The organism is Vitreimonas flagellata, assembly GCF_004634425.1.
Classification (GTDB): domain Bacteria; phylum Pseudomonadota; class Alphaproteobacteria; order Caulobacterales; family Aquidulcibacteraceae; genus Vitreimonas; species Vitreimonas flagellata.
On the sequence record NZ_SBJL01000002.1, the window covers coordinates 680,660 to 704,635 of the forward strand.

The 23,976-nt window shown below is 63.1% G+C and carries 25 protein-coding genes; 10 read left to right on the forward strand and 15 right to left on the reverse strand.

Going from position 1 to position 23,976, the window contains the following annotated elements; all coding sequences use genetic code 11:
• The first annotated feature begins 5 nt into the window (after positions 1-5).
• Positions 6-1,220: a beta-ketoacyl-ACP synthase I gene (fabB, locus tag EPJ54_RS11275; RefSeq protein ID WP_135211811.1), complete on the forward strand. Its 1,215-nt coding sequence runs from the start codon at positions 6-8 to the stop codon at positions 1,218-1,220.
• Here the strand turns inward: fabB and EPJ54_RS11280 are convergent.
• From EPJ54_RS11280 to EPJ54_RS11290, 4 genes are all read right to left on the reverse strand, one after another.
• Positions 1,217-2,140: a hypothetical protein gene (locus EPJ54_RS11280; RefSeq protein WP_135211812.1), complete on the reverse strand. Its 924-nt coding sequence runs from the start codon at positions 2,138-2,140 to the stop codon at positions 1,217-1,219. The two genes, fabB and EPJ54_RS11280, sit on opposite strands and share 4 nt — an antisense overlap.
• A gap of 94 nt (positions 2,141-2,234) precedes the next feature.
• Entirely contained in the window at positions 2,235-2,405 is a 171-nt protein-coding gene (locus EPJ54_RS19850) for a hypothetical protein (RefSeq protein WP_167755689.1), read from the reverse strand.
• A gap of 66 nt (positions 2,406-2,471) precedes the next feature.
• A complete protein-coding gene (locus EPJ54_RS11285; protein WP_135211813.1) occupies positions 2,472-2,759 on the reverse strand; it encodes a DUF2218 domain-containing protein in 288 nt (95 codons plus the stop codon).
• A 3-nt stretch (positions 2,760-2,762) separates the two neighbouring features.
• On the reverse strand, positions 2,763-3,344 hold the full coding sequence (locus EPJ54_RS11290; RefSeq protein ID WP_135211814.1) for a PadR family transcriptional regulator: 582 nt from the start codon (positions 3,342-3,344) through the stop codon (positions 2,763-2,765).
• A gap of 147 nt (positions 3,345-3,491) precedes the next feature.
• On the opposite strand from EPJ54_RS11290, the gene EPJ54_RS11295 reads away from it, so the two are divergent.
• The 4 genes from EPJ54_RS11295 (at position 3,492) to EPJ54_RS11310 (ending at position 6,102) form a co-directional block, all read left to right on the forward strand.
• Positions 3,492-4,307 (forward strand): enoyl-ACP reductase FabI, encoded by an 816-nt coding sequence (locus EPJ54_RS11295; protein WP_135211815.1) that lies wholly within the window; start codon positions 3,492-3,494, stop codon positions 4,305-4,307.
• Between the two features lie 60 nt (positions 4,308-4,367).
• On the forward strand, positions 4,368-4,763 hold the full coding sequence (locus EPJ54_RS11300) for a hypothetical protein (protein ID WP_135211816.1): 396 nt from the start codon (positions 4,368-4,370) through the stop codon (positions 4,761-4,763).
• The gene (locus tag EPJ54_RS11305; RefSeq protein ID WP_239590876.1) at positions 4,756-5,157 is read left to right on the forward strand and encodes a hypothetical protein; all 402 of its coding nucleotides are present in this window, start codon (positions 4,756-4,758) and stop codon (positions 5,155-5,157) included. Before EPJ54_RS11300 ends, EPJ54_RS11305 begins: the two co-directional genes overlap by 8 nt.
• A 78-nt stretch (positions 5,158-5,235) precedes the next feature.
• On the forward strand, positions 5,236-6,102 hold the full coding sequence (locus tag EPJ54_RS11310) for a sigma-70 family RNA polymerase sigma factor (RefSeq protein ID WP_239590877.1): 867 nt from the start codon (positions 5,236-5,238) through the stop codon (positions 6,100-6,102).
• Here the strand turns inward: EPJ54_RS11310 and EPJ54_RS11315 are convergent.
• The 11 genes from EPJ54_RS11315 to trmB all read right to left on the reverse strand — a co-directional run bounded on the left by EPJ54_RS11315 (position 6,099) and on the right by trmB (position 17,583).
• The gene (locus EPJ54_RS11315) at positions 6,099-6,326 is read right to left on the reverse strand and encodes a putative signal transducing protein (protein WP_135211818.1); all 228 of its coding nucleotides are present in this window, start codon (positions 6,324-6,326) and stop codon (positions 6,099-6,101) included. The two genes, EPJ54_RS11310 and EPJ54_RS11315, sit on opposite strands and share 4 nt — an antisense overlap.
• Positions 6,327-6,422: 96 nt before the next feature.
• Positions 6,423-8,651, reverse strand: a complete 2,229-nt coding sequence (gene pnp / locus EPJ54_RS11320) for a polyribonucleotide nucleotidyltransferase (RefSeq protein WP_135211819.1) — start codon at positions 8,649-8,651, stop codon at positions 6,423-6,425.
• 240 nt (positions 8,652-8,891) lie between these two features.
• Positions 8,892-9,161 (reverse strand): 30S ribosomal protein S15, encoded by a 270-nt coding sequence (rpsO, locus tag EPJ54_RS11325; protein WP_135211820.1) that lies wholly within the window; start codon positions 9,159-9,161, stop codon positions 8,892-8,894.
• 9 nt (positions 9,162-9,170) lie between these two features.
• Positions 9,171-10,130 carry a tRNA pseudouridine(55) synthase TruB gene (truB, locus tag EPJ54_RS11330; protein ID WP_135211821.1) on the reverse strand — a complete coding sequence of 320 codons (960 nt, stop codon included), beginning with the start codon at positions 10,128-10,130 and terminating at the stop codon, positions 9,171-9,173.
• A gap of 1 nt (position 10,131) precedes the next feature.
• Complete coding sequence (gene rbfA / locus EPJ54_RS11335) at positions 10,132-10,545, reverse strand: 30S ribosome-binding factor RbfA (protein WP_135211822.1); 414 nt, start codon at positions 10,543-10,545, stop codon at positions 10,132-10,134.
• 1 nt (position 10,546) lies between these two features.
• Positions 10,547-11,143 carry a hypothetical protein gene (locus tag EPJ54_RS11340; protein WP_135211823.1) on the reverse strand — a complete coding sequence of 199 codons (597 nt, stop codon included), beginning with the start codon at positions 11,141-11,143 and terminating at the stop codon, positions 10,547-10,549.
• An 8-nt stretch (positions 11,144-11,151) separates the two neighbouring features.
• Positions 11,152-13,770, reverse strand: coding sequence for a translation initiation factor IF-2 (gene infB, locus EPJ54_RS11345; RefSeq protein ID WP_135211824.1), 2,619 nt, complete (start codon positions 13,768-13,770; stop codon positions 11,152-11,154).
• A 44-nt stretch (positions 13,771-13,814) separates the two neighbouring features.
• Positions 13,815-14,537, reverse strand: coding sequence for an RNA-binding protein (locus tag EPJ54_RS11350; protein WP_135211825.1), 723 nt, complete (start codon positions 14,535-14,537; stop codon positions 13,815-13,817).
• Positions 14,503-16,146 carry a transcription termination factor NusA gene (gene nusA, locus EPJ54_RS11355; protein WP_135211826.1) on the reverse strand — a complete coding sequence of 548 codons (1,644 nt, stop codon included), beginning with the start codon at positions 16,144-16,146 and terminating at the stop codon, positions 14,503-14,505. The genes EPJ54_RS11350 and nusA overlap by 35 nt, the downstream gene beginning before the upstream one ends.
• Complete coding sequence (rimP, locus tag EPJ54_RS11360; RefSeq protein WP_135211827.1) at positions 16,143-16,703, reverse strand: ribosome maturation factor RimP; 561 nt, start codon at positions 16,701-16,703, stop codon at positions 16,143-16,145. The genes nusA and rimP overlap by 4 nt, the downstream gene beginning before the upstream one ends.
• 115 nt (positions 16,704-16,818) lie before the next feature.
• A complete protein-coding gene (gene trmB, locus EPJ54_RS11365) occupies positions 16,819-17,583 on the reverse strand; it encodes a tRNA (guanosine(46)-N7)-methyltransferase TrmB (RefSeq protein ID WP_135211828.1) in 765 nt (254 codons plus the stop codon).
• A gap of 96 nt (positions 17,584-17,679) precedes the next feature.
• Between trmB and EPJ54_RS11370 the strand changes: the two genes are divergently transcribed.
• From EPJ54_RS11370 to katG, 5 genes are all read left to right on the forward strand, one after another.
• Positions 17,680-19,116: an aldehyde dehydrogenase family protein gene (locus EPJ54_RS11370; RefSeq protein WP_135211829.1), complete on the forward strand. Its 1,437-nt coding sequence runs from the start codon at positions 17,680-17,682 to the stop codon at positions 19,114-19,116.
• 80 nt (positions 19,117-19,196) lie between these two features.
• Complete coding sequence (locus EPJ54_RS11375) at positions 19,197-19,745, forward strand: hypothetical protein (RefSeq protein WP_135211830.1); 549 nt, start codon at positions 19,197-19,199, stop codon at positions 19,743-19,745.
• Between the two features lie 86 nt (positions 19,746-19,831).
• Positions 19,832-21,124, forward strand: a complete 1,293-nt coding sequence (locus tag EPJ54_RS11380) for a cystathionine gamma-synthase family protein (protein WP_135211831.1) — start codon at positions 19,832-19,834, stop codon at positions 21,122-21,124.
• Positions 21,125-21,133: 9 nt separating this feature from the next.
• Entirely contained in the window at positions 21,134-21,643 is a 510-nt protein-coding gene (locus EPJ54_RS11385) for a hypothetical protein (protein ID WP_135211832.1), read from the forward strand.
• A gap of 92 nt (positions 21,644-21,735) precedes the next feature.
• Complete coding sequence (katG, locus tag EPJ54_RS11390; RefSeq protein ID WP_135211833.1) at positions 21,736-23,922, forward strand: catalase/peroxidase HPI; 2,187 nt, start codon at positions 21,736-21,738, stop codon at positions 23,920-23,922.
• The last annotated feature ends 54 nt before the right edge of the window (positions 23,923-23,976 follow it).

Genomic DNA, 23,976 nt, shown 5'->3' on the forward strand with positions numbered 1-23,976 from the left:
AGCTTATGCGTCGCGTCGTCGTCACGGGCATGGGGATCGTTTCCTCGATCGGCAACAATACGCAAGAAGTGCTGGCCAGCCTTCGCGAAGCGAAGAGCGGCATCAGCGCGGCGCCGGAATATGCCGAGAAGGGCTTCCGCTCTCTCGTCCACGGCCAGCCGCGCGTGAAGCCGGAAGAGGTCGTCGATAAACGTAACATGCGTTTCATGGGCGAAGGCTCGGGCTGGAATTTCATCGCGATGGAGCAAGCCATCGCCGACGCAGGCCTGACGCCGGAAGAAGTCTCCAACCCGCGCACGGGCATCATCATGGGCTCCGGCGGCCCCTCCGCGCGCGCGATCGTCGCCGCCGCAGACACCGCCCGCGAAAAAGGCGCCAAGCGCGTTGGGCCCTTCGCCGTGCCGAAAGCGATGAGTTCCACCGCGAGCGCCACGTTGGCGACGCCGTTCGAGATCAAGGGCATCAATTATTCGATCAGCTCTGCCTGCGCGACCAGCGCGCACTGCATCGGCGACGCCTACGAGCACATCCAAAACGGCAAACAGGACATCATGTTCGCCGGCGGCAGCGAAGAGCTGGATTGGACGCTGTCCGTATTGTTCGACGCGATGGGCGCGATGAGCAGCAAATATAACGACACGCCCGACAAAGCCTCGCGCGCCTACGACAAGAACCGCGACGGCTTCGTCATCGCCGGCGGCGCGGGCGTGCTGGTGCTTGAAGAATACCAACGCGCCAAGAAGCGCGGCGCCAAGATTTACGCCGAAGTCGCTGGCTATGGCGCGACGAGCGACGGGCACGACATGGTCGCCCCATCAGGCGAAGGTGCTGCGCGCTGCATGAAAATGGCGATGCGCTACCTTGATCGTCCGGTCGATTATCTCAACACGCACGGCACGTCGACGCCGGTTGGCGATCTCAAAGAGATGGAAGCGGTGCGCGAAGTGTTCGGCGCCAAGCCGCCGCTGATCTCGAGCACCAAGTCGCTCACCGGCCACTCGCTTGGCGCGGCCGGCGTGCAGGAAGCGATCTATTCGATCCTCATGCTCAACAATGGCTTCGCCTGCGAGAGCGCGCACATCGAAGAGCTCGATCCGGCGTTTGAGGATCTGCCGATCCTGCGCAAGCGCGAGGACCGCGAGCTGAATTGCGTGCTCTCGAATTCGTTCGGCTTTGGCGGCACCAACGCCACCCTCGCCTTCACGCGCGTGGCGGCTTAGGCGGACTGCGCTTCGGCTTCGATTTCGCGGAGTTTGGCGAGCAGCGCGGTTTCGTTGGCGGTGCGCTTGCCATCCTCGCGCGCCATGCCAACGGCCCAGGCGATCTCCGCGAGCGTCAGACGCTCGTCTTCGCGCATCTCGGCGACGACAGCCTCATAGCGCTGCTCCATGCGTGTGACGTCGTCCGGCGAAGTGACGCGGCTCCAGAAGCCCTTCAGGCCACCTTCGAACATCGTGAGCACGGAATCGCCCAGCGGACCTTCGGCTTGTGCGGCAAACCAAGTCTCGCGACGCAGCATGTCGCTTTGCTCGAGCGCAGCGGGCGCGCGGCGTCCCATCAAATGATTGAGCACGCCTTTGACGAAAAGATCCGTCCAGAGCGGGTCATTGGCGCGGCCGTCGCTTTCGGCGTCAATCGCGAATAGCCAGCGGGCCTCTTCTTCGGTGACGGAGACAGCGCCCGCGCCGGAGGCGACATAAAGCGCGCGGCGGATGAATTCGGTTTCTTGCGCGCCAATCGGTTTGCCGGCGAGCCATGCGGCGACGCGCTTGCGTGCGAAGGCCGCGAGCGACGCGGGCGCGCTTTCGCTGCGCTCGAGCGTCTTCAGCAGAACTTCGATCTCGGTTTCGCGGGCGCCGTTGTCGCCGAAGCGCGACATGAGCCAGGAGGTCGTGTTTTCATCCACGTGGCCTGCGTAATGGCCTGATTGCAGAACGTGATCGACGATGCCTTCTACGAAGGCATTCGCCCAGGCCTGATCGCTATTGGCGACACGGCCCTCAAGCGAGATCAGCACATCCGCTTCCTGGCGCGAAACGACGCCATCGGGGAAGATCGCCTGGCGCAACTGAAACGCCTCCTCCGCGCTGATGAAGCGGTCGGCGGCGATGTGTTCTGAAAGCGTTAGCAACGCGCTCATGGGCAAACTCCAAACCCATGAATTTTAGCTGGCGCGGCTTAAGGCGACGCAAACGCCGAAGCTTAACGAAAGCAAAACGACGCTGCGTCCGGCGCTAGCGCATTGCGCCTTGCGTGTAGGCGTACGCGGCGATGCTGAGGGCGATCACGACGATTCCGGCCCAAGCGCTGAGACCAATGCCTTGGCGCTTGGGCGGCTCGATTTGGATGTCATGGGTGCGATCGAAGCGTTCGCCGCTCACTTCGGTCTCACGTATCCGCGCCATCCATGACCTCCAGAAACTGGATCGGCAAACGCGGACGCCGCGCTTCTGTTCCCTTCTTGCCGAAAATCAGGCGGCGCGCCAGCCCGGCACGACAAGCGGCGCGCGGAAGGCGAAGCGCTGCAGGTGATTGATGACAACGCCGGAGAGGCGCTCGGCCTCAGCTTCGCTTTCGGCATCGAGGCGAAGCGCCAAGACGTTTGCGCCAGCTTGCAGAGTGCAGACACCCGTTGGAAACGGCACGCGACCTTCCGTTGGCGTGAATGTCGCGTCGAAGCGGTGGCCGAAATGCTTGCAGAGCTGCTGCAGGTATCGGCTGGCCTCGTTGGTGGCGATGTCTGTGACAATGGTGTGCATGGCTTAGCTCCGCTCGATCGCTTGGGCGGCGGCGTCGATGGCGGCGGCGACGTCCTGCAATTGCGCTTCCGTGAGCGGACCGCGCTCCATGCGCAGGCGCAGCGCGACTTTGAGGTTTTCCATGGCGCGCACGATTTGCGGTGAGCGGCCGCTGGAGAAGGTCTCACGCGCTGAAGCGATGCGGGCGAAGAGTGCGTCGACATTGGCCTTGTTCGACGCGAGTTCGGCTTGGCCCTGCTCGGTGATGGCGTAGAGCTTCTTGGCGCCTTCGCTGGCGCTGAGTTGGGCGAGGCCCATTTCTTCGAGCATGGTCAGCAGCGGGTAGATCACGCCCGGGCTCGGCGCATAGGCGCCGCCAACGCGGTGTTCGATCTCCTTGATGATCTCGTAGCCGTGGCGGGGCTGTTCAGCGATGAGCGCCAGAACCACGAATTTGAGGTCGCCGTGGTCGAACATGCGGCGCAGGCCGCCGCCGTGGCGATGACCCCGCCTGCCCCAATGGCCGCGCTCGTGGTCATGGCCGAAGCCCTCGCCATGCCGGGGACCGCGCATGCAGCGCTGGCGCTTCAGATGTCGATGGTACATGTCTTCTCCGTCTATATTTCGATATATCTGACATAAAGATATATCGAAACTGCCTCGCGTCAAGAGGCGCCTGCAAGACGGGTCTGGGGTTGACCCGGGCGCCCTGGCGCCCGCAGGTGCGCGCCATCGAATTCAGGAGTGCGACCGATGGCCGACGAGTGGGTGTTTCCGAAGGGCGAATTGATGGCCGGCAAGCGCGGCCTGGTCATGGGCGTCGCCAATGACAAATCCATCGCCTGGGGCATCGCCCAGCAGCTCGCGGCGCAAGGCGCGGAGTTGGCCTTCACCTATCAGGGCGAAGCGCTCGAAAAGCGTATCAAGCCGCTGGCGGAAAGCGTCGGCTCGAAGATCGTGCTCGAATGCGACGCCACCAATGATGCGCATCTCGATGCGGTGTTCGCCGAACTTGAAAAGAAATGGGGCAAGCTCGACTTCCTCGTTCACTCGATCGCCTTCTCCGACAAGAACGAGCTCAAGGGCTCGTTCATTGAAAACACGTCGCGCGAGAATTTCCTGCGCTCGATGGACATTTCCGCATTCTCGTTCGTCGCCGCCGGCAAGCGCGCGGCGAAGCTGATGGAGCGCGGCGGCTCGATGCTCACGCTCACCTATCTCGGCGCCGAGCGCGTGCTGCCGAGCTATAATGTGATGGGCGTGGCGAAGGCCGCACTCGAAGCCTGCACGCGCTACATGGCGCGCGATCTCGGGCCCGAGGGCAAGCGCGTCAACGCGATCAGCGCCGGCGCCATGCGCACGCTCGCCATCGCTGGCATCCAAGGCGGTCGCGGTTTGATCAGCACTGGCCGGGAATGGTCGGTGATGAAGGAAGACACCAGCATGGAAGGCATCGCCGGCTGCGCGCTTTGGCTGCTGAGCGATCTCGGACGCTCGACCACGGGCGAAGTCGTGCACGTCGACGCGGGTTTCCACATCGTCGGCGTGCCGGATACGGGCGGGGAATAATTTCACCGCCCATGTCACACTCCGCCCCGCTGCCTCGTCTTGGCTGCGGAGGATGATTAGATGTGGAAACGTGCGGCGGCGGGTGTGTTGGGCGCGATGAGCGTGATCAATGCGCTGGTGATTTGGGCCGATGGGCAGCGTTGGTACGATACCGTGCCGGGCGTGGCCTTCACCGGACCTTATAATCCGCATTTCGTGCAGGACATTGGCGCGGCGTTCTTCGCCGCAGGGCTCGGCTTGGTCGCGCGCGTTTGGCGCGTGCGTTATTGGCCGGCCGCTGTCGCGGGCGCCGGCTTTCTTGCAATCCACGCGGCCATTCACGTTGGCATGTTGATTGGCGCGATGCTGGGCATCTGCACGGCGCGCACCTGGGGCTTCGACATCGCAGCCGTGATCATACCGGCAGCGCTTTCGCTCTACGTCGCCTTCCCCGGCAAAGGAGAAAGCCATGCTTAGAGCCATCGCACGCCATCGCTTGCGGAAGATGAGCGCACACTACGATTACGACGTCAGCTACATGGAATGGCTGCTGGATCGCTCACCCAACGCCTTCTTCAAGTTCGCCAAACTGATGGACGCCGCGCGCCATCTCGAAGCTGCACCCGTGAATGCATATTTCGCGGCGAAGCTCGTGGGCGCGCTGGTGGAAGATTGCGGACCGTGCGCGCAATTGGTCGTCAATATGTCGACTGAAGCTGGCATGCCCGCGGATCAGATCGCGGCGGTGCTGCGACGCGACACGGAAGCAATGCGCGACGATACTGTGCTTGGCTTTCGCTTCGCCGATGCGATTACAGCGCGCAGCACGAACGAGGACGATGTGCGTGACGCCGTGCGTTCGGCTGATTAAAGCAGGGCTGGGCTTCGCCAAGGGATGCCGACGCGTGCAGGTTGGCGGCGCGGCGGTGGATGTGGTCAAACGGGCGGCGTGAGCGATCTCGATGCTTTTGAGCCGCTGCGCGGGCGCCTGACGGGCCTCGCCTATCGCATGCTGGGCAGCCGGGCCGACGCGGACGACATGGTGCAGGATGCGTTCCTGCGCTGGTCGACCGCCGATCGCGCGGCGGTGGAGCATGCGGAAGCGTATCTCGTGCGCGTGGTCACGCGGCTTTGCCTCGACCGGCTGAAGAGCGCGCAGGCGCGGCGTGAGGTTTATGTCGGTCCCTGGCTGCCGGAGCCGGTGCTGGACGCCGAGGCGCTCTCGCCGGCGCGGCATACTGAATTGGCGGACGATCTTTCGTTTGCATTGTTGCTGGCGCTGGATCGTTTGTCGCCGAGCGAGCGGGCGGCGTTTCTGCTGCACGACGTGTTCGATGCGCCCTTCTCCGAAATCGCGGCGACGCTCGATAAGAGCGAGGCGGCGTGCCGGCAACTTGCGGCGCGGGCGCGCAAGGCGGTGCGTGAAGCGCGGCCGGCGCCCGCGCCGATGCCGGAGCACGAGCGGCTGCTCGCTGCGTTCGCGCAAGCGGCGATCAGCGGTGATCTGACGGCGCTGAAAACAGTGCTTGCCGAAGACGCCGTGCTGTTGAGCGATGGCGGCGGGCGCAAGGTCGCGGCGCTCAATCCGATACGCGGCGCGGACAACATTGCGCGCTTCATCGCGAGCATTGTGCGCAAGCTCGGCGAAACCAAAGCGCAGACCGGCGCGCAGGTCGCGCGCGTGAACGGCGCACCGGCTTTGATGCTGTATCTCAATGGCGAGTTGGATCAGGTGCAGATGATCGCGGCTGAAAACGGCCGCATCGGTGCGCTCTATCTAGTGCGCAATCCTGAGAAGCTGATGGCGCTGCACTAGCTTGGATCGAGCTGTGCGTCGCGGAGGATGGCTTCGATTTGGGCGGCGTCTTCTTCGCGACCGAGTAAGCGCCAGCCGTGTTCCATCATGCTCGGGTCGAAATCGGCCATGAGCACGTTGAAATCGGGCATCAGGGTTTCGATCCCTTCGCTACGCAGCAAGGATTGCGCGATGATGGCTTCCGGGCGCGATGCAAAGCGCGCGACGATGACAAGCGCGGACATGGGGCGAGCTTAGCGCGAACAGCGGCGAAATCTGGACCAAACAAAAAGCCCGCCGCTTGCGCGACGGGCTTTCTGTTTTGCGTTTGCGCTTAAGGCTTAGTCGCCCGAGCTTTCGCGGCGCGGGCGATCGCCACGGTCACGACGCGGGCCGCGATCGCCGCGGTCGCTGCGTTCGCGACGGGGGCCACGATCTTCCGCCTCTTCGCCAAGTTCGGCCGAGAGGTCAGCGCCGGTGGCTTGATCGACGACCTTCATCGAGAGCTTTACCTTGCCGCGATCGTCGAAACCCAAGAGCTTCACCTTCACGGTGTCGCCTTCCTTCACGACGTCGCCCGGCTTTTCCACGCGCTCACGCGCGAGTTGGGAGACGTGGACGAGGCCGTCCTTGGCGCCGAAGAAGTTCACGAAGGCGCCGAACTCCATCACCTTCACGACCTTGCCTTCGTAGATCTGGCCGACTTCCGGTTCAGAGGTCAGCGACTTGATCCACTTGATGGCGGCTTCGATCGAGTCGGCGTTGGCCGAGGCGACCTTCACCGTGCCGTCGTCTTCGACGTTCACCTTCGCGCCAGTCTTTTCCACGATTTCGCGGATGACCTTGCCGCCGGTGCCGATCACGTCACGGATCTTATCGACCGGGATCTTAATCTGCTCGATGCGCGGCGCGTTCTTGCCGACTTCACCGCGCGGCGCATCCATCGCCTTCGCCATCTCGCCAAGGATGTGCATACGGCCGGCGTGCGCGCGATCGAGCGCCACCTGCATGATCTCCTGCGTGATGCCGGCGACCTTGATGTCCATCTGCAGCGAGGTGATGCCCTTCGCCGTGCCCGCGACCTTGAAGTCCATGTCGCCGAGGTGGTCTTCATCACCAAGGATGTCAGTCAGAACTTCGTAGCCGTAATCTTCGAGGATGAGCCCCATCGCGACGCCGGCGACCGGCGCAGAGATCGGCACGCCTGCATCCATCAGTGCGAGCGAGCTGCCGCACACCGTGGCCATCGAGGACGAGCCGTTCGACTCGGTGATCTCCGACACGAGGCGCACCGTGTAGGGGAATTGCTCCTGACTCGGCAGCACAGCTTTCATCGCGCGCCACGCCAATTTGCCGTGGCCGATTTCGCGGCGACCAGCGCCACCCATGCGGCCCGTTTCACCGACGCTATAGGGCGGGAAATTGTAGTGGAGCATGAAGCGCTCTTTAGTCGTGCCGGAGAGCGCATCGATGAATTGCTCGTCTTCTGCGGTGCCGAGGGTGGCGACGACGATGGCTTGCGTTTCACCGCGGGTGAACAGCGCCGAGCCGTGCGTGCGTGGTAGGAAGCCGACCATGCTTTCGATCGGACGCACCTTGTCGACCGGACGGCCGTCTATGCGGCCCTTTTCCTTGACGATGCGCGAGCGCACGACGTCGCTTTCGACTTCCTTGAAGACTTCCTTCAGGACGTTGGCGTCGACGCCTTCCGGGTTCGCTTCAGATTTCACCAGGGCCGCCTTCGCCTTGTCGCGCAGCGCACCGACGGCGGCGTAGCGCTCGTCCTTCTTGGTAATCTTGTAGGCGGCGGAGAGATCGGCGCCGACGAGATCGAAGATCTTCTTCTTCAGCTCGGAATTGTCCGGCGGGGTGAAGTCGAATGGCTCCTTGCCGGCCTTATCTGCGAGATCGATGATCGCGTCGATGACCGGCTGCATGCCCTTGTGCGCGAGCGAAAGCGCTTCGAGCATTTGCGCCTCAGTGAGTTCCTTCACTTCCGACTCGACCATCATGATCGCGTTGGCGGTGCCGGCGACGACGAGGTCGAGATCACTCGTGGTCATTTGCGCAATCGTCGGGTTCAGCACGGCCTTGCCGTCGATCCAGCCCACCCGCGAAGCGGCGATCGGGCCCATGAACGGCACGCCAGAAATCGTGAGCGCCGCCGATGCGGCGACCATCGCCAACAGATCGGACTCATTCTCGTTATCCCAGCTCAGCACCGTGATGATAACTTGCACTTCGTTCTTGAAGCCATCGACGAAGAGCGGACGGATCGGGCGATCGATCAGGCGCGACAGCAACGTTTCACGCTCAGTCGGACGGCCTTCGCGCTTGAAGAAGCCGCCAGGAATGCGGCCCGAAGCGAAATACTTTTCTTGGTAGTTCACGGTCAGCGGGAAGAAATCCTGGCCAGGCTTCGCTTCCTTCGCATAAACGACCGTCGCGAGCAGCGCGGTTTCGCCCCACGTAGCGTAAACGGCGCCGTCGGCCTGGCGCGCAACGCGACCGGTTTCAAGCGTGAGTGGGCGGCCCGCCCAATCGATGGAAACGGATTTGGTATCAAACATACATCTAACTCCAGGCGATGAGCCCCTGCTCAATCGCCTCGTCGGAGCGCAACGGCGATCCGTTGCGCAAATTGCCTCTTCCGCGGATCGGAAGAGGTTCGTCCAGTGCCAGCGCGCATTTGCGCGATGACGGATGAGGGGTGATTGCGTGAGGTCTGACGCATTTACGTCAGCACCCCTCACCTGCGCTCGCAAGCGAGCGCTGTCCTCTCCTCATACGAGGAGAGGACGAGTCTGCGCTTAGCGGCGCAGGCCCAGCTTTTCGATGAGCGCTTGGTAGCGCGCCGCATCGCAGCTCTTCAGGTAGTCGAGCAAACGACGGCGCTGAGAAACCATTTTGAGCAAGCCTTGACGCGAGTGATTGTCTTTCTTGTGCGTCTTGAAGTGCTCGGTGAGGTTGGCGATGCGCTCAGAGAGGATCGCAACCTGAACTTCCGGCGAACCGGTGTCGCCCTTGGTCTTAGCGTTGTCTTTAATGAGCGCGGCTTTGCGCTCCGTAGTAATCGACATCGCGGACTCCTATTGGTCTGCAAGGTGGAACACGCGAGTCGGCGAAAATCTGCCGGCCCGCACGTCGCCCAGCGCAATCGCTTTGCCTTGAAACAAGGCGACCGCCGCGCGGGAAGCATCCTGCCCGGCGATGGTGCGTTCGCGGAATTTCGGCTTCAGCGCCTCCATCACATGCGGAAGGAGAACGATGGGCCGTCCTTGTCTGAGCTTGAACGCGTCCTCACCATTGATGGCCAGCGCCGGGATGTCGGCCAGCGCGGTCTCAACGGGTTTAAGGCGTTCTGACGCGGCGCCCTTATGGCGCAAATCCTCGAGCGCGTCGAGGGTGACGGATTCGGCTTCTGTAAATGGGCCAACCGCCGCACGGCGCAGCCGCCAGACATGACCCTCCGCACCGAGTGCGGCGGCCAAATCTCGGGCCAATGCCCTGATATAGAAGCCTTTTCCAGAGCGGACGCGGAAGGTGGCGAGATCTTCGCCCTCGGTGTTTACCAGTTCGGCCTCGTGCACGACGACCGCGCGCGGCTGCAACTCGACGGTTTCGCCATCGCGAGCCAAATCATAAGCGCGCTCGCCGTCGACTTTCACGGCGCTGAATTGCGGCGGGATCTGCTGGATTTCACCGACAAAAGCTTTGAGCGCCTCCCGGATCGCCTCGGCGCTCGGGCGCACGTCGCTTGTGGCGGTCACTTTGCCTTCGCGGTCCTGAGTGTCGGTCGATGCACCCCATTTGATGGTGAAGAGGTAGGTCTTCTCCGCTTCCATCAACCAAGGCACCGTCTTGGTCGCCTCGCCCAGCGCGATCGGCAGGATGCCGGAGGCAAGCGGATCAAGCGTGCCGGCGTGGCCAGCCTTCTGTGCATTGAAGATGCGGCGCACGGCGGAGACGGCATGCGTGGACGTCATGTCGTCCGGCTTATCGAGCACGATCCAGCCGGAGACGTCGTCGCCCTTCTTACGGCGGCCCATCTTAGTCTTCGTCCTCGTGCTTCAGATCGCGCGCCACTTCGGGGCTCGCGAGCAATTCGTCGATGTGGCGCGCTTCGTCGTAGGAGACGTCGGGCTGGAAATGCAGCTCGGGCGTGAATTTGAGATCGATCGCGCGGGCGAGACGACCGCGCAGAAAACCAGCGCTGCGCGTGAGCGCATTGGCGATGATTCGCGGATCACCCGGCCCGAGCGCGGAAACGAACGCCGTCATGTGCTTCAGATCGGGTGAGGCGCGGACTTCGCCTATCGTCACGGACACACCCTTCAAATCGGGATCGCGCAAATCTTCGCGCGTGATCACATCGACCAGCGCGTGGCGTACGAGTTCGGCCGCGCGCAATTGGCGTTGCGACGGCCCGTGGCCGTGATCGTGTCCTTTGCCTTTGCGTTTCATTTTACTGCGCCGTGAAGGCGAATGCATTGCAGAGTTCGGGATCGGCGCCGGAGGATGGCCCCGCCTCGCCGCGGAACGCCGCGATCTTGAACACCCAGCGTCCGCTGGAATCGACGAATTCGGAAACGGCCATATGGCGCGATACACCCTCGCCGCAGAGTCCGCCGCGCGCCGCGCTCGCCGTCACGTTCTCGTTCTCGACGCGATAGAGGAACACATCGACGCGCGGATCGCCGCCAAGCACGGCCGCGAAACTCTGCCCGCCAACGCCCGAGCGGGAATCCGCCGGCTCAACGTCATAGGGCTGCGCGCGCACGGTGATTCCATTGGCGAACGCGAAGATCAACGGCCCGCCACGACGGCCTTCCATGCTCACCCGCAGATTGCCCGTGATGGTGCGCGCCGTGTCGCTCGACGCGCGCCACTGCGTCCGCGCGACTGCCGGCTCTTCTTGCGGCACGGTATCAACGCGGGTTTCCGGCTCCACGATCGTGGTGGTGCGAACGCGCGGCCCCTCGGACTCGCCATTGTCGCGATCGCATGCGCCTGCCATCAGCCCGAACGCCGCCACCGCTGCAAGAACAACCCGCCGCATCATTCCGCGCCTCAGAGCGAGCGTTGCACCACTTCGACGTTGAAGCACTCGATCACGTCGCCCTGCTTGATGTCCTGGAATTGGCCAAAGCTCATGCCGCATTCCTGACCATTGACGACCTGATCGACCTCGTCCTTGAAGCGCTTCAGCGTCGTGAGCACACCCATTTCTTGGATCACGACATCGTCGCGCAAGATACGGACCTTGGCGCCCTTGCGGACCACGCCGTCGGTGACGCGGCAGCCAGCGACCTTGCCGACCTTCGAGATGTTGAACACCTCCAAGACCTGCGCATTGCCGAGGAAGGTTTCGCGATTGATCGGCGTGAGCATGCCCGACATGACGCCTTTGATGTCGTCAATCAGGTCATAGATGATGTTGTAATAGCGGATCTCGACGCCTTCGCGCTCGGCCAGATCGCGCGCTTCTTTTGAGGCGCGGACATTGAAGCCGATGATCGGCGCACCCGAGCCCTTGGCGAGCTGGACGTCCGATTCATTGATACCACCAACGCCGGAGAGCACGACACGCGCACGGACTTCTTCGTGCGCGAGCTTTTCGAGCGAACCAACGATCGCTTCCGCCGAGCCTTGCACGTCGGCCTTGATGAGGACCGGCAATTCCTTCGCCGTGGAATCCTTGAACTTGGCCATCATGGATTCGAGCGAGGTCGTCGCCGACTTGCCGCCGCCCGAGCGCTGACGCTGCTTGGTGCGTGCACGATAGTTCGCGACTTCGCGGGCGCGGTTTTCGTTTTCGACGACGTTCAGATTGTCGCCCGGCTCCGGCACGCCTTCGAGACCCATGATCTCAACGGGCTCGGATGGCCCTGCGCTCTGCAATTGTTGACCGCGCTCGTTCGAGATCGCGCGAATACGGCCCGTTTGGGCGCCGACGACAACGATGTCGCCGCGCTTCAAAGTACCCTTCTGCACGAGAACAGTCGCCACCGTGCCACGGCCCTTATCGAGCTTGGACTCGATCACGGTCGCTTCCGCCGCGCGATCTGGATTGGCGCGCAGATTTAGCACTTCCGCTTGCAGCAGGATTTGCTCGATCAGTTCCTCGAGACCGGTCTTCTTCAGAGCGGACACCTTCACGACCTGAACGTCGCCGCCAAATTGTTCGACGATCACGTCGTGTTGCGTGAGTTCGCTCAGCACGCGGTCCGGATTGGCGTCCGGCTTGTCCATCTTGTTGATGGCCACGATCATCGGCACGCCCGACGCCTTCGCATGCTGAATGGCTTCGACCGTTTGTGGCATGACGCCGTCGTCGCCGGCCACAACGAGCACGACGATGTCGGTGACTTGCGCGCCGCGCGCGCGCATGGCGCTAAACGCGGCGTGGCCCGGCGTATCCAGGAAGGTGACGCGTTGGCCGCTGTCGAGACGCACCTGATAGGCGCCGATATGCTGGGTGATGCCGCCGGCTTCGCCAGAGACGACATCAGTTTGGCGCAGCGCATCGAGCAGCGAGGTTTTGCCGTGGTCGACGTGGCCCATGATGGTCACGACTGGCGGACGCGGCTGCAGATTGTCATCCGTATCGTCGATGTCGCCCGCGAGCCCCTCTTCAACGTCAGATTCCGCGACACGCTTCACGGTGTGGCCGAAATCGGTGGCGATAAGCTCGGCCGTGTCGGCATCAAGCTCGTCGCTCTGCTTCATCATCTGGCCCTGACGCATCATGAACTTGATGATGTCGGCCACACGGACGGCCATACGGTTGGAGAGTTCCTGAACCGTGATGGTTTCCGGGATGATGACTTCGCGCTTGATCTGTTCGCGCTCACCGCCGCCGCCCATCAATTTGGCGCGACGTTCTTTTTCTTTTTGCTGCGCACGGCGATAGGCGGCCAGCGAACGGACGCGATCATCGTCGCCTTCGCTGATGCGTTCCACCATGTCCAGCGTGAGCTTGCCTTCGCGACGTTGCGGCTGGCCCTTCTTGGCCGGCTTCACAGGCGCAGCCGGCAACGGCTTGCGCGCGGATTTAATACGGCCGCCCAATTCGTCGAGCAGCGCGGTTTCGCGTTGAGGCGGCTGTTGCTGCTGTTGTTGCGGCGCATTCGGGCGCGGCACGGGCGAGCCAAGCTTCGGCGGCTCAGACGCAGCCTGGCGTGCAGCCTCGGCTGCTGCGGCTTCTTCTTCGGCTTCCGCCTCGGCGCGACGGCGCGCGTCCGATTCAGCGGCGAGTGCTGCATCTTCGGCGGCCTTCTTGCGCTGAGCCTCTTCGAGTGCGCGGCGTTGTTCGTCTTCGGCGCGCTGACGTTGCTCGCGCGCTTCGCGTTCAGCCATCGCGCGGCGAACGGCTTCCTCGCGACGACGCGTCTCGTCATCGGTGATGCCGCCGGGCGGCGTGGCGCGCGGCGCGGGCGCTTCAGGCGCTGCGGGTGCTGCGCTGCGCGCGGCGCGCACGGGCGGCACGCCAGGGCCGGGCGCTGCGGGCGCGGCTGCGCCACCGGCGCCGGGGCGATTGATCGAACGCTTCTCGCGGACCTCGACAGCCACTTGCTTGGTGCGGCCGTGGCTAAAGCTTTGCCGCACAGTTCCAGCGCTCGCCGTACGCGTCAGCGTCAGCGGTTTGCGACCGGAGGGAGTATCTTTCTGTTCGTTGCCGTCAGACATGCAGTCGAGTTGCCAATCCTAAAATCGTCGTCACGCGCGGTAGTTCAAACGTCTGTTCGCCGGCCGCGGCCCTGACTTTCGTCAGCATCCGCGCCGCCCAGTTTCCACGACACAGAGCGCCAGGAATCGGGCCAAGAGCCTGGGACGATGGTGCGAAAGCCAGCGAGGCGGCCGATTTCCACCACCCAGCCCACCGCCAAGCGCTCTTGAAGCAGGCAAGCGTGTATCACACGTTCCCGGCCTAGCGCCACGCCCAAATCCGTGGATTGGAAGCAGCCAACCGCGCGCGGCGGCCTGCCCCAGAGCCCAATATGGAGGCTCATCAGCTTTTCGCGACCCTCTTCGGCGCCATCTTCTGCTTCGATCAGCAAAAAGAGCGGTTTGGCGCGAATCGCTGCCTCAACTTGCGTGGCGCCAATCGCGATCGCGCCGGCGCGACGGGCGAGGCCGAGTTGATCGAGACAGCGCTTTGCCAGGAGCCGTTCCACCAGATCGGCGAGACCATCGGGAACCTTGACCTGTTCCTTAAAGCCGCGCGCGAACCCGCCCTTGCGCGCGGCAAGTTCCACGCTCTCACGGTCAGCGCGCACCCACACGCCGCGCCCCGGCAATTTGGAGGCGACGTCGGGCGTCACCACGCCGTCCGGCGCGAGCGCAAACCGGATCAGCGCGGAATCTGGATAGGTTTCGCCGGAGGCGACGCAGCGGCGTTCACGGCCGCGGCGCGTCTCTTCATCCGCGGTCTGGGAAGACGGTGGAGAGTTCATCCGCCTCTCCTTCAGCAACTTCTTCTTCCGGTGGCGCTTCGATCCAGCCAGCAGCGATCCGTGCATTGAGCACGAGTGCATCGGCTTGTTCTTGCGTCAGCTGGAAGCTTTCGAGCACGCCCGGCTCGCGCACGCGCTCGCCGTTCTTGGTTTCGAAATAGCCGCGGATGTCGTCGCCGACGAGGCCGGCGAAATCCTCAAGCGTCTTCACGCCCTTTTCGCCCAAAGCGACGAGCATTTGCGGCGTAAGACCGGGCACGGCCTTCAGCGCATCTTCAACGCCGAGTGCAACGCGCTTGGCTTCGAGTTCGGCGGCTTGTTTTTCGAGATATTCCTGCGCCCGCGCTTGGAGTTCTTCGGCGATTTCGTCGTTCAAGCCTTCGATCGAGGCCAGTTCGATGGAATCAACAAAGGCGATTTCCTCGACCGTCTCAAATCCTTCCGAGGCCAGGAGTTGGGCGAACATTTCGTCCACTTCCAGCGCCTTGATGAAGAGTTCAGTGCGCGTCGCGAATTCCTTCTGACGACGCTCGGATTCTTCGGCTTCGGTGAGAATGTCGATCGACCAGCCGGTGAGTTGCGAGGCCAAGCGGACGTTCTGACCACGACGGCCGATCGCGAGCGAAAGCTGGGCCTCGCCGACCACGACTTCGACGCGCGCTTCTTCGGGGTCGAGCACGACCTTGGAAACTTCCGCCGGCTGCAGTGCGTTGACGATGAACGTCGCCGGGTCCGACGACCACGGGATGATGTCGATCTTCTCGCCCTGCATTTCGCCGACAACCGCTTGTACGCGGGCGCCGCGCATACCGACGCAGGCGCCGACCGGATCGATGCTTGAATCATGGCTCAAAACCGCGATTTTCGCGCGCGAACCCGGATCGCGGGCGGCGGCCTTGATCTCGATCACGCCTTCATAAACCTCTGGCACTTCCTGCGCGAACAGGCGCGCCATGAATTCAGGCTTGGCGCGGCTCAGGAAGATTTGCGGGCCCTTGGTTTCGCGACGCACGTCATAGACGTAGGCGCGCGTGCGATCTCCGACGCGAAGATTTTCGCGCGGAATGCCTTCCGACTTGCGGATCACGCCTTCGGCGCGGCCGAGATCGACGATGACGTTGTAAAATTCAACGCGCTTCACGACGCCGTTGATGATCTCGCCAATGCGATCCTTGTACTCGTTGTATTGACGTTCACGTTCCGCTTCGCGGACTTCGTGATTGATGACCTGCTTGGCGGTTTGCGCGGCGACGCGGCCGAATTCGATCGGCGGCAGCAATTCCACGTACTCCTTGCCGACCGCGGCTTCTTTGTCGGACTTCAGCGCGACATTGAGCATGATGTCGGTCGAGGGATTGAACGGGCGCGTTTCCGGATCGAGGACGCTGTCGTCCACCACTGTCATCACGCGCTTCAGCTCCATCTCACCCGTCTTCGGGTCGATGGTGGCGCGGATGTCGTGCTCGGCGCCATAGCGCGAGCGGGCGGCCTTTTGCAGCGCGTGCTCCATGGCCTGGATCACGATCTCTTTTTCGATCGACTTTTCACGCGCGACCGCGTCGGCGATCTGCAGGATTTCAAGCCGGTTCGCTGAAATGCCGGTGCTCATGATGCTTCCTCTTCGTCAGAACTCTGTGCGCCCGCGGCTTCGGCCGCTTTGGCGCGTTTCAAATCTTCCGCAATCAGCTTGTCGGTGAGCACGAGGCGCGCATCCGACAGGGTCGAGAATTTCAAGCGGGCTTCGCCCTGCTCGGTTTGGAGAACGATCACGTCGCCTTCGACGGCCGCAATCACGCCTTTGAAGCGGCGCTGATTGTCGGCCATGGCGACGGTTTCGAGCTTGGCTTGGTGGCCTTTGAAACGCTCGAAATCCTCGATGCGCATCAGTGGGCGATCGATGCCGGGTGACGACATCTCAAGATCGTAATCGCCCTGGATCGGGTCTTCGAGGTCGAACACGGGCGAGAGAGCGCGCGAGAGCCGCGTGCAATCCTGAATGCCCATTTCGCCATCCGACAGCCGTTCGGCCATGATTTGCAGGCGTTTACGACGATTGCCGGACAAGCGAACGCGCACGATACGGTAGCCGAGCTCAGTTGCGGTCGGCTCGATCAACGCGATCACGCGCTCTTCGACGGGGTTTGTAGCGCGCAGGTGCGGCTCCATTGGGTAACAAAAAAGCGGCGGAGCCCGGGGCCCCGCCGCTGCGTCTCCACCGGAGACATCAGCGATGTGTTGGTGGGGATATAGCGGGTTTAGGGGCCGGAGCCAAGCCCCCTGCCTAGGCCCGCACAAACCGCAGCCAAATCGGGGCGCAATCGCCGAGCTTCTTCTCTTCGTAGCGCGTGGTGACGTGGCCGCGCCAGGGTTTGCGCCAGTCCGCTGCGCGTTCGGCGAGCCAGGTGAAGCGCGTGTCGCGGGTCAGATGTTCGAGCGTCCAGGCGGCGTAATTGGCCCAATCCGTCGCGAAGCGCAGTTCGGCGCCGGGCTTCATGACGCGCGCGAGCTCGCCCAGAAATTCCGGTTGGATCAGGCGGCGCTTGTGATGGCGCGTCTTCGGCCAGGGATCGGGGAAGAGGATATAGACGCGATCGAGCGACGCATCGGGCAAACGCGCGATCACGTCGCGCGCGTCGCCCTGGTGCAGACGGATGTTCTGTGCGCCGCTTTCCTCGATGTGGCGCAAGCAGGAGGCGACCCCATTGAGGAAGGGCTCGACGCCGATGAAACGATGGTCCGGATGGGCGGTCGCCTGCGCGACGAAATGCTCGCCGCCGCCGAAGCCGATTTCCAAAATCTGCTCCCCTCCCCCTTGCGGGGCGGGGTCGGGGTTGGGGACAGCGCCAAAGTCAGATAGCTTCGCGCCAATCCCCGCCCCGCCCTCCCCCTGATCGGGGGAGGGAGAAAACAATGCATCCCAATCCAGCGCCCCCTCATCCGGCACGGCCAGATGCGGCAGCAGGCTCTCCACCAGGCCGGCTTGGCGCGGTTTGAGGGTGCGGGCCTTGATGCGGCCGAATGTGCGGAGGGGGCGGTGGTCGTTCATGCCGCCGCCCCATAGCGCAACATTGCCGCCACGCGAACTCGTCGCGACGCCCTATATCTGCTAACGCAGAACAAATTCCCCCGGAGGAGCACGATCATGCGCGAGAAGCTGAATTTCTACATCGACGGCAAATGGGTCGCCCCGACGAAGCCGCGCACGCATGATGTGATCAATCCGGCCAATGAAGAGCCGGTCGGCCGCATTTCGCTCGGCACGGCGGAAGACGTGAACAAGGCCGTCGCCGCCGCGAAGCGCGCGTTCGAAACCTTCTCGCAAACCAGTGTCGACGAGCGCAAAGCGCTGCTCGACAAGATCATCGCCATCTATCAGCGCCGCCTGCCGGAAATGGCCGAGACCATTTCGATGGAAATGGGCGCGCCGCTGCCGTTGGCGAACGCTGCGCAAGCGCCGGCGGGCCTTGGCTATCTGATGGACGCGCGCAAGCAACTCGACGACTTTTCGTTCGAGTACGATTACGGCAAGGGCCGCCGCATCCTGAAGGAGCCGATCGGCGTCGTCGGCATGATCACGCCGTGGAATTGGCCCCAAAATCAAATCTGCGCGAAGGTAGGCCCAGCGCTCGCGGCGGGCTGCACCATGGTGCTGAAGCCGTCGGAACTGGCGCCGCTGAACGCTGTGCTATTTGCCGAAATCCTTGAAGAAGCCGGCGTGCCAGCTGGCGTGTTCAATCTCGTCAACGGCGATGGCCCTGGCGTGGGTGCGGCGCTCTCGGCGCATCCCGACGTCGACATGATGAGCTTCACCGGCTCCACGCGCGCGGGCACAGCCGTGATGGAAGCGTGCGCGAAGGGCATCAAGAAGGTTGCGCTCGAATTGGGCGGCAAGAGCCCGAACATCATCTTGGACGACGCCGATCTGAAGAAGGCGGTCGCGGGCGGCATGCTGCACATGGCGCAAAACACCGGCCAAAGCTGCAACGCGCCGTCGCGTATGCTGGCGCCGAAATCCAAGTACGAAGAAGTGGTCGCGATCGCCGCCGCCGCCGCACAATCGGTGAAAGTGCAGGCGCCGGATAAGGCCGAACCCGGCGCCATCGGCCCGCTGGCGAACGCCAACCAATTCCAGAAGGTGCAGGGCCTCATTCAAAAGGGCATTGATGAAGGCGCGCGCGTCGCCGCCGGCGGCGTCGGCCGTCCGGAGGGCTTCAATCGCGGCTATTACGTGAAGCCGACGGTGTTCGCCGACGTGAACAACAACATGACCATCGCGCGCGAAGAAATCTTCGGCCCCGTGCTGGTGATCATTCCGTACGAAACCGAAGAAGAAGCGATCAAGATCGCCAATGACACGCCCTATGGTTTGGCCGCGTATGTCGCGGGCCCGGAAGAACGCGCACGCAAAGTCGCGCGCAAGCTCCGCGCCGGCAACATTCACATCAATGGCGCCTGGGGCGGCATGGGCACGCCGTTCGGCGGCTACAAGCAATCAGGCTTGGGCCGTGAAGGCGGGCATTTCGGCTTGGAGGAATTCCTCGAAGTGAAGGCCGCCGCCGGTTGGGGCGAGCAAGCGTAAAGAGCGCTTAAGGGCTCTAAACAACATAAAAACATCGCTTTCACGCGGTGTTAGCTACGAAGCGGCAGAGTGTGCGGAAGATGATTCCGCCGCTCCACCCTTCGCACGCGCCTGAAGCCGCTCCTTCGCACGAGGAGCCGGGCTTTTATCTCGTGGACGATGCGGGCGGGCGTTTCATCGTCGATCGCCAATGGGGCATCGTCTCTGTCGCCAACGATGATGTGCTCGCGCGTGAGCCGGGCGCCGTGCATGGCGTGATGCTGCGCGTGATCGAACCTTCGGGCGCGACGTACCAATTGCCGATGCAGCTGCGCCTCACGGGCCGCGTGCCGCAAATGGTCGGTGCAGAAGAATTTGCGATGCTGGCGGCGATGGCCGATGGCTTGGCCGCCCAGATCGCGGACGGCGCTGTCGCTGCGCCCGCGCCGAGCGTGCAGCCCGCTGCGACGCCAACAATCGCCTGGAGCCAATTCTCCGCCGCATGCGCAAAGCCGGGCAAAGGCGCGTTGCCGGAACAAGATTTTGCGCCGCCGCTGCCGAATATGAGCCCGCGCCTAGCCGATGCGGGTCTCTCCGTGCCGGAAATGACGCTCACGCCCGCGCCCGCCGACGCGGATTGGTCGCTCTAAGCGCAAAGCCGGCAAATTCTTGCGCGTCGTCGCGCAGCCATTGAATTTCACGCTACGTCAGCCGAGAAGAGCGCAAATCGTTCTTTATGGAGACACGCGTGGCCGAGAAAAAATGGCGCAAGCGCACGCTTAACAATCGTCCGCTGAAGCCCGAAACCCTGATGATGGGCTACGGCTACGATCCGATGTTGTCGGAAGGTTCGCTGAAGCCGCCGCAATTCCAGACCTCGACCTTCGTGTTCAAGACCGCGCAGGACGGCAAGGATTTCTTCGCCACCATTCAAGGCCGCCGCAAGCTCGGCCCCGACGAAGAGCCGGGCCTCATCTATTCGCGCTTCAACAATCCGAACCTCGAAGTGGTCGAGGATCGTTTGGCGTTGTGGGATGAAGCCGAGACGGCGCTCGTGTTCGCCTCAGGCATGGCGGCGATCTCAACCGCGCTGCTCGCCTATCTCCGCCCCGGCGACATCATCCTGCAGAGCCGCCCGATCTATGGCGGCACGGAAACTCTGATCCATTCGATCCTGCCGGAATTCGGCATCAGCCAAGTCGCGTTCGAAGCTGAGCTCGGCGCCGAAGACATGCGCCGCGCCGCTGAAGAAGCGAAGAAGAAGGGCCGCGTCGGCGCGATCTTTATCGAGACGCCGGCGAACCCGACCAATGCGCTCGTGGATATTCAAGCCGCACGAAAAGTGTCTGAGATGCTCACTGTGGACGGCAAACGTCCGCCCGTGATCGTCGATAACACGATGCTTGGCCCTGTGTATTCCACGCCGCTGCTGCATGGCGCCGACATCGTCGTAATGTCGCTGACGAAATACGTGGGCGGCCACTCCGATCTGATCGCAGGCGGCGCGTCGGGTTCAAAGGCGATGCTGGCGCCGGTGCGCCGTATGCGTTCCACGCTTGGCACGATGGGCGACACGCACACGGCGTGGCTGCTGATGCGCTCGTTAGAAACGCTGAAGTTGCGCATGGAAGCGGGCGCAGTCGGTGCGCGCAAGGTTGCGGAATTCCTGCGCGACCATCCCAAGATCGATAACGTCTGGTATCTCGATTTCCTGCCGGATGATCACCCCGATCGCCCAGTGCACGAACGCCAGAACAATAGCGCCGGCTCGACCTTCTCGTTCGAAGTGAAGGGCGGCGAAGCGCCCGCATTCCGCGTGCTCGACGCACTGCAAGTGATCAAGCTCGCGGTCAGCCTCGGCGGCACGGAGACGCTCGCCTCGCACCCTGCAGCGATGACGCACTCCGGCATGCCCGCCGAAGAGCTCGCGAAATATTCGATCACCCCTGGCCTCATTCGCATCTCAATCGGCATCGAAGATCCAGACGATCTGATCGCCGATCTGAGCCAAGCGCTCGACAAGGCCTAAAGGAAAACGATGCGCTTCGTTTCGCTGATCGCCCTCCTCGCGCTCGCTGCGTGTGCAACGTTGCCCGATGCATTGCCCTCGCTACGCTACGCGGATGCAGCGAGCCGCGGGACGTTGGCGTCTTTGCTCGCTGGCCGGCCAAATGCGGCGCAAGTGGAGCGTACGACAGAGGCGTGGTCGATGGCGCTGGGCGATAGCTTCGCGTGCGGCGTGCCGATGCGGCAGACGTTGGACGCTGGTCTCGTCGGCGCGTTGGAGATTGCGGCGATGAACGCGGCCGCGAGCGGCGGCGGTGATCGCGAAATTCGTCAAGGCGTGGGCCGCTATGTCGGCAGCCTGGTTGAACTCGCCGTCGATCGCCGGCCGCGCCCGAGCGCGTCACGTTGCGACGCGCTCTCCGCCTGGGCGCCGCATATCGCCGACGAAGGCCGGGAAACGGTAGCGCGCGCCCGGCGCAATGGGCTGATGGACGACGATTACGGCCTTTTGCTCCAGCTGCTGTCGCGCCGACCCAAATAGAGAAAATTTCTATAGGTCGATCTCATAAAATCGATTTGGTCGATATCCCCTAACGCGCTAGTCCGTTCGCTTATCGTTAGGAGGAGCCTGAGATGGCCGACGGAACAGACTCAGAATGCCCGGTGCCGCATGGTCGCGCACGCACCAACCGTGATTGGTGGCCGAACCAAGTCAATGTGGGCGTCCTGCACCAGAACGCCCCCGCATCCGACCCGATGGGTCCGGCGTTCAATTACGCGAAAGAATTCGAGACGCTCGATCTCGACGCGGTGATTGCCGATCTCCGCGCGTTGATGACCGACAGCCAAGATTGGTGGCCGGCCGATTACGGCCATTACGGCCCGTTCTTCATCCGCATGGCCTGGCATGCCGCCGGCACCTATCGCGTGGGCGACGGTCGTGGCGGCGGCGGCCGCGGGCAACAGCGTTTCGCACCGCTCAATTCGTGGCCGGATAACGGCAACCTCGACAAAGCCCGTCGCCTGCTCTGGCCGATTAAGCAGAAGTACGGCGCGAAGCTTTCGTGGGCCGACCTGCTCATCCTCACCGGCAACGTCGCGATTGAATCGATGGGCGGTCCGGTGTTTGGCTTCGGCGGCGGCCGCGCTGATACTTGGGAGCCAGAGAACCACGTGAATTGGGGCGCTGAAGAAGCGTGGCTCGCCGACAGCAAGGGCCCGAACAGCCGCTATTCCGGCGATCGTCAATTGGCCGGCAATCTGGGCGCGGTGCAGATGGGCTTGATCTACGTGAACCCGCAAGGTCCGGACGGCAATCCTGATCCGGTCGCGTCGGGCCGCGACATTCGCGAGACGTTCGCGCGCATGGCGATGAACGACGAAGAAACCGTTGCGCTCGTCGCCGGCGGTCACACGTTCGGCAAGGCGCACGGCGCAGGCCCCGAAAGCCATGTCGGCAAGGAGCCGGAAGGCGCTTCGATCGAATTGCAAGGTTTGGGTTGGATTTCGACGTTCGAAAGCGGCATGGCCGGTCACACGATCACCTCCGGCATCGAGGGCGCGTGGAAGCCGAACCCGACCAAGTGGGACATGGGCTATTTCGACACGCTGTTCGGCTACGAGTGGGAGCTGACCAAGAGCCCGGCCGGCGCGCACCAGTGGAAGCCGAAAGGCGACGCGGGCCGCAATGTCGAAGACGCGTTCGATCCAAACAAGAAGCATCAGCCGATGATGACGACGGCTGACCTCGCGATGCGTTTCGATCCTGAGTACGAAAAGATCTCGCGCCGCTTCCACAAAGACCCTGCGGCGTTTGCCGACGCGTTCGCACGCGCGTGGTTCAAACTCACGCACCGCGACATGGGCCCGAAGGTACTCTACAAGGGCAAGTACGTCCCGAAGGAAACCTTGATCTGGCAAGACCCGATCTCGGGGGCGCCGAGCACGATCAGCGCAGCCGATGTCGATGCGCTGAAAGCCAAGATTGTTGCGAGCGGTTTGACGACGCGCGAGCTGATCGAAACGGCTTGGGCCTCGGCCTCGACCTATCGCGGGTCGGACCGTCGCGGCGGCGCTAATGGCGCGCGCATTCGTTTGGCGCCGATGAAGGATTGGGAGGTAAACAAGCCGGCCCAACTTGCGAAGGTGATTGCGAAGCTCGAAGCGATCCAAAAGGAATCTGGCGGCAAAGTCTCGCTGGCCGATTTGATCGTGCTCGGCGGCGCCGCGGCGATCGAGAAAGCGGCGAAGGACGGCGGCTTTGACGTGAAGGTGCCCTTCACGCCGGGCCGTGCGGACGCGACGCAAGAAGAAACCGAAGTGCACTCGTTCGAGTATCTCAACCCGAAGGCTGACGGCTTCCGCAATTACGTGCGGGATCCGATCATGCCGATCGAGGACCACCTCGTCGATCGCGCGCAATTGCTGGAACTTTCTGCGCCGGAAATGACGGTGCTGATCGGCGGCCTGCGCGTGCTGCAAGTCGGCCATGACAAGCACGGCGTGCTGACCTCGAAGCCGGGCGTGTTGTCGAACGACTTCTTCGTCAACCTGCTCGACATGAGTGTGCAGTGGAAGGGCATTGGCGGCTCGCAAGAAGAGTTCGAAGCCCGCGACCGCAAGAGCGGCCAAGTGAAATGGACCGGCACGCGCGCCGATCTCATCTTCGGCTCGCACTCGCAATTGCGTGCGCTCGCCGAGGTTTATGGCGCGGCCGACGCAAAGGAGAAGTTCGTGAAGGACTTCGTGAAGGCGTGGGTCAAGGTGATGGAGCTGGATCGGTTTGATCTCCGCGCCCCGTCATCGACTGGCGCACACTAAGCCCAGGCTAAACTCCAGCTTGAAGGCCGCTCCGCAAGGGGCGGCCTTTTTGCT

Excerpts from the sequence above, each read along its gene's own strand:
- fabB (WP_135211811.1), top strand. The coding sequence starts at position 6 with ATGCGTCGCGTCGTCGTCACGGGCATGGGGATCGTTTCCTCGATCGGC.
- EPJ54_RS11305 (WP_239590876.1), top strand. The coding sequence starts at position 4,756 with ATGCTTAGAGCCATCGCACGCCATCGCTTGCGGAAGATGAGCGCACAC.
- rbfA (WP_135211822.1), bottom strand. The coding sequence starts at position 10,545 with ATGAAACGCAAAGGCAAAGGACACGATCACGGCCACGGGCCGTCGCAA.
- EPJ54_RS11285 (WP_135211813.1), bottom strand. The coding sequence starts at position 2,759 with ATGCACACCATTGTCACAGACATCGCCACCAACGAGGCCAGCCGATAC.
- EPJ54_RS19850 (WP_167755689.1), bottom strand. The coding sequence starts at position 2,405 with ATGGCGCGGATACGTGAGACCGAAGTGAGCGGCGAACGCTTCGATCGC.
- EPJ54_RS11300 (WP_135211816.1), top strand. The coding sequence starts at position 4,368 with ATGTGGAAACGTGCGGCGGCGGGTGTGTTGGGCGCGATGAGCGTGATC.
- EPJ54_RS11350 (WP_135211825.1), bottom strand. The coding sequence starts at position 14,537 with ATGAACTCTCCACCGTCTTCCCAGACCGCGGATGAAGAGACGCGCCGC.
- rimP (WP_135211827.1), bottom strand. The coding sequence starts at position 16,703 with ATGGAGCCGCACCTGCGCGCTACAAACCCCGTCGAAGAGCGCGTGATC.
- EPJ54_RS11280 (WP_135211812.1), bottom strand. The coding sequence starts at position 2,140 with ATGAGCGCGTTGCTAACGCTTTCAGAACACATCGCCGCCGACCGCTTC.
- EPJ54_RS11290 (WP_135211814.1), bottom strand. The coding sequence starts at position 3,344 with ATGTACCATCGACATCTGAAGCGCCAGCGCTGCATGCGCGGTCCCCGG.
- EPJ54_RS11385 (WP_135211832.1), top strand. The coding sequence starts at position 21,134 with ATGCGCTTCGTTTCGCTGATCGCCCTCCTCGCGCTCGCTGCGTGTGCA.
- EPJ54_RS11340 (WP_135211823.1), bottom strand. The coding sequence starts at position 11,143 with ATGATGCGGCGGGTTGTTCTTGCAGCGGTGGCGGCGTTCGGGCTGATG.
- pnp (WP_135211819.1), bottom strand. The coding sequence starts at position 8,651 with ATGTTTGATACCAAATCCGTTTCCATCGATTGGGCGGGCCGCCCACTC.
- EPJ54_RS11370 (WP_135211829.1), top strand. The coding sequence starts at position 17,680 with ATGCGCGAGAAGCTGAATTTCTACATCGACGGCAAATGGGTCGCCCCG.
- EPJ54_RS11380 (WP_135211831.1), top strand. The coding sequence starts at position 19,832 with ATGGAGACACGCGTGGCCGAGAAAAAATGGCGCAAGCGCACGCTTAAC.
- EPJ54_RS11375 (WP_135211830.1), top strand. The coding sequence starts at position 19,197 with ATGATTCCGCCGCTCCACCCTTCGCACGCGCCTGAAGCCGCTCCTTCG.
- EPJ54_RS11315 (WP_135211818.1), bottom strand. The coding sequence starts at position 6,326 with ATGTCCGCGCTTGTCATCGTCGCGCGCTTTGCATCGCGCCCGGAAGCC.
- EPJ54_RS11295 (WP_135211815.1), top strand. The coding sequence starts at position 3,492 with ATGGCCGACGAGTGGGTGTTTCCGAAGGGCGAATTGATGGCCGGCAAG.
- trmB (WP_135211828.1), bottom strand. The coding sequence starts at position 17,583 with ATGAACGACCACCGCCCCCTCCGCACATTCGGCCGCATCAAGGCCCGC.
- truB (WP_135211821.1), bottom strand. The coding sequence starts at position 10,130 with ATGGGCCGCCGTAAGAAGGGCGACGACGTCTCCGGCTGGATCGTGCTC.
- nusA (WP_135211826.1), bottom strand. The coding sequence starts at position 16,146 with ATGAGCACCGGCATTTCAGCGAACCGGCTTGAAATCCTGCAGATCGCC.
- rpsO (WP_135211820.1), bottom strand. The coding sequence starts at position 9,161 with ATGTCGATTACTACGGAGCGCAAAGCCGCGCTCATTAAAGACAACGCT.
- infB (WP_135211824.1), bottom strand. The coding sequence starts at position 13,770 with ATGTCTGACGGCAACGAACAGAAAGATACTCCCTCCGGTCGCAAACCG.
- katG (WP_135211833.1), top strand. The coding sequence starts at position 21,736 with ATGGCCGACGGAACAGACTCAGAATGCCCGGTGCCGCATGGTCGCGCA.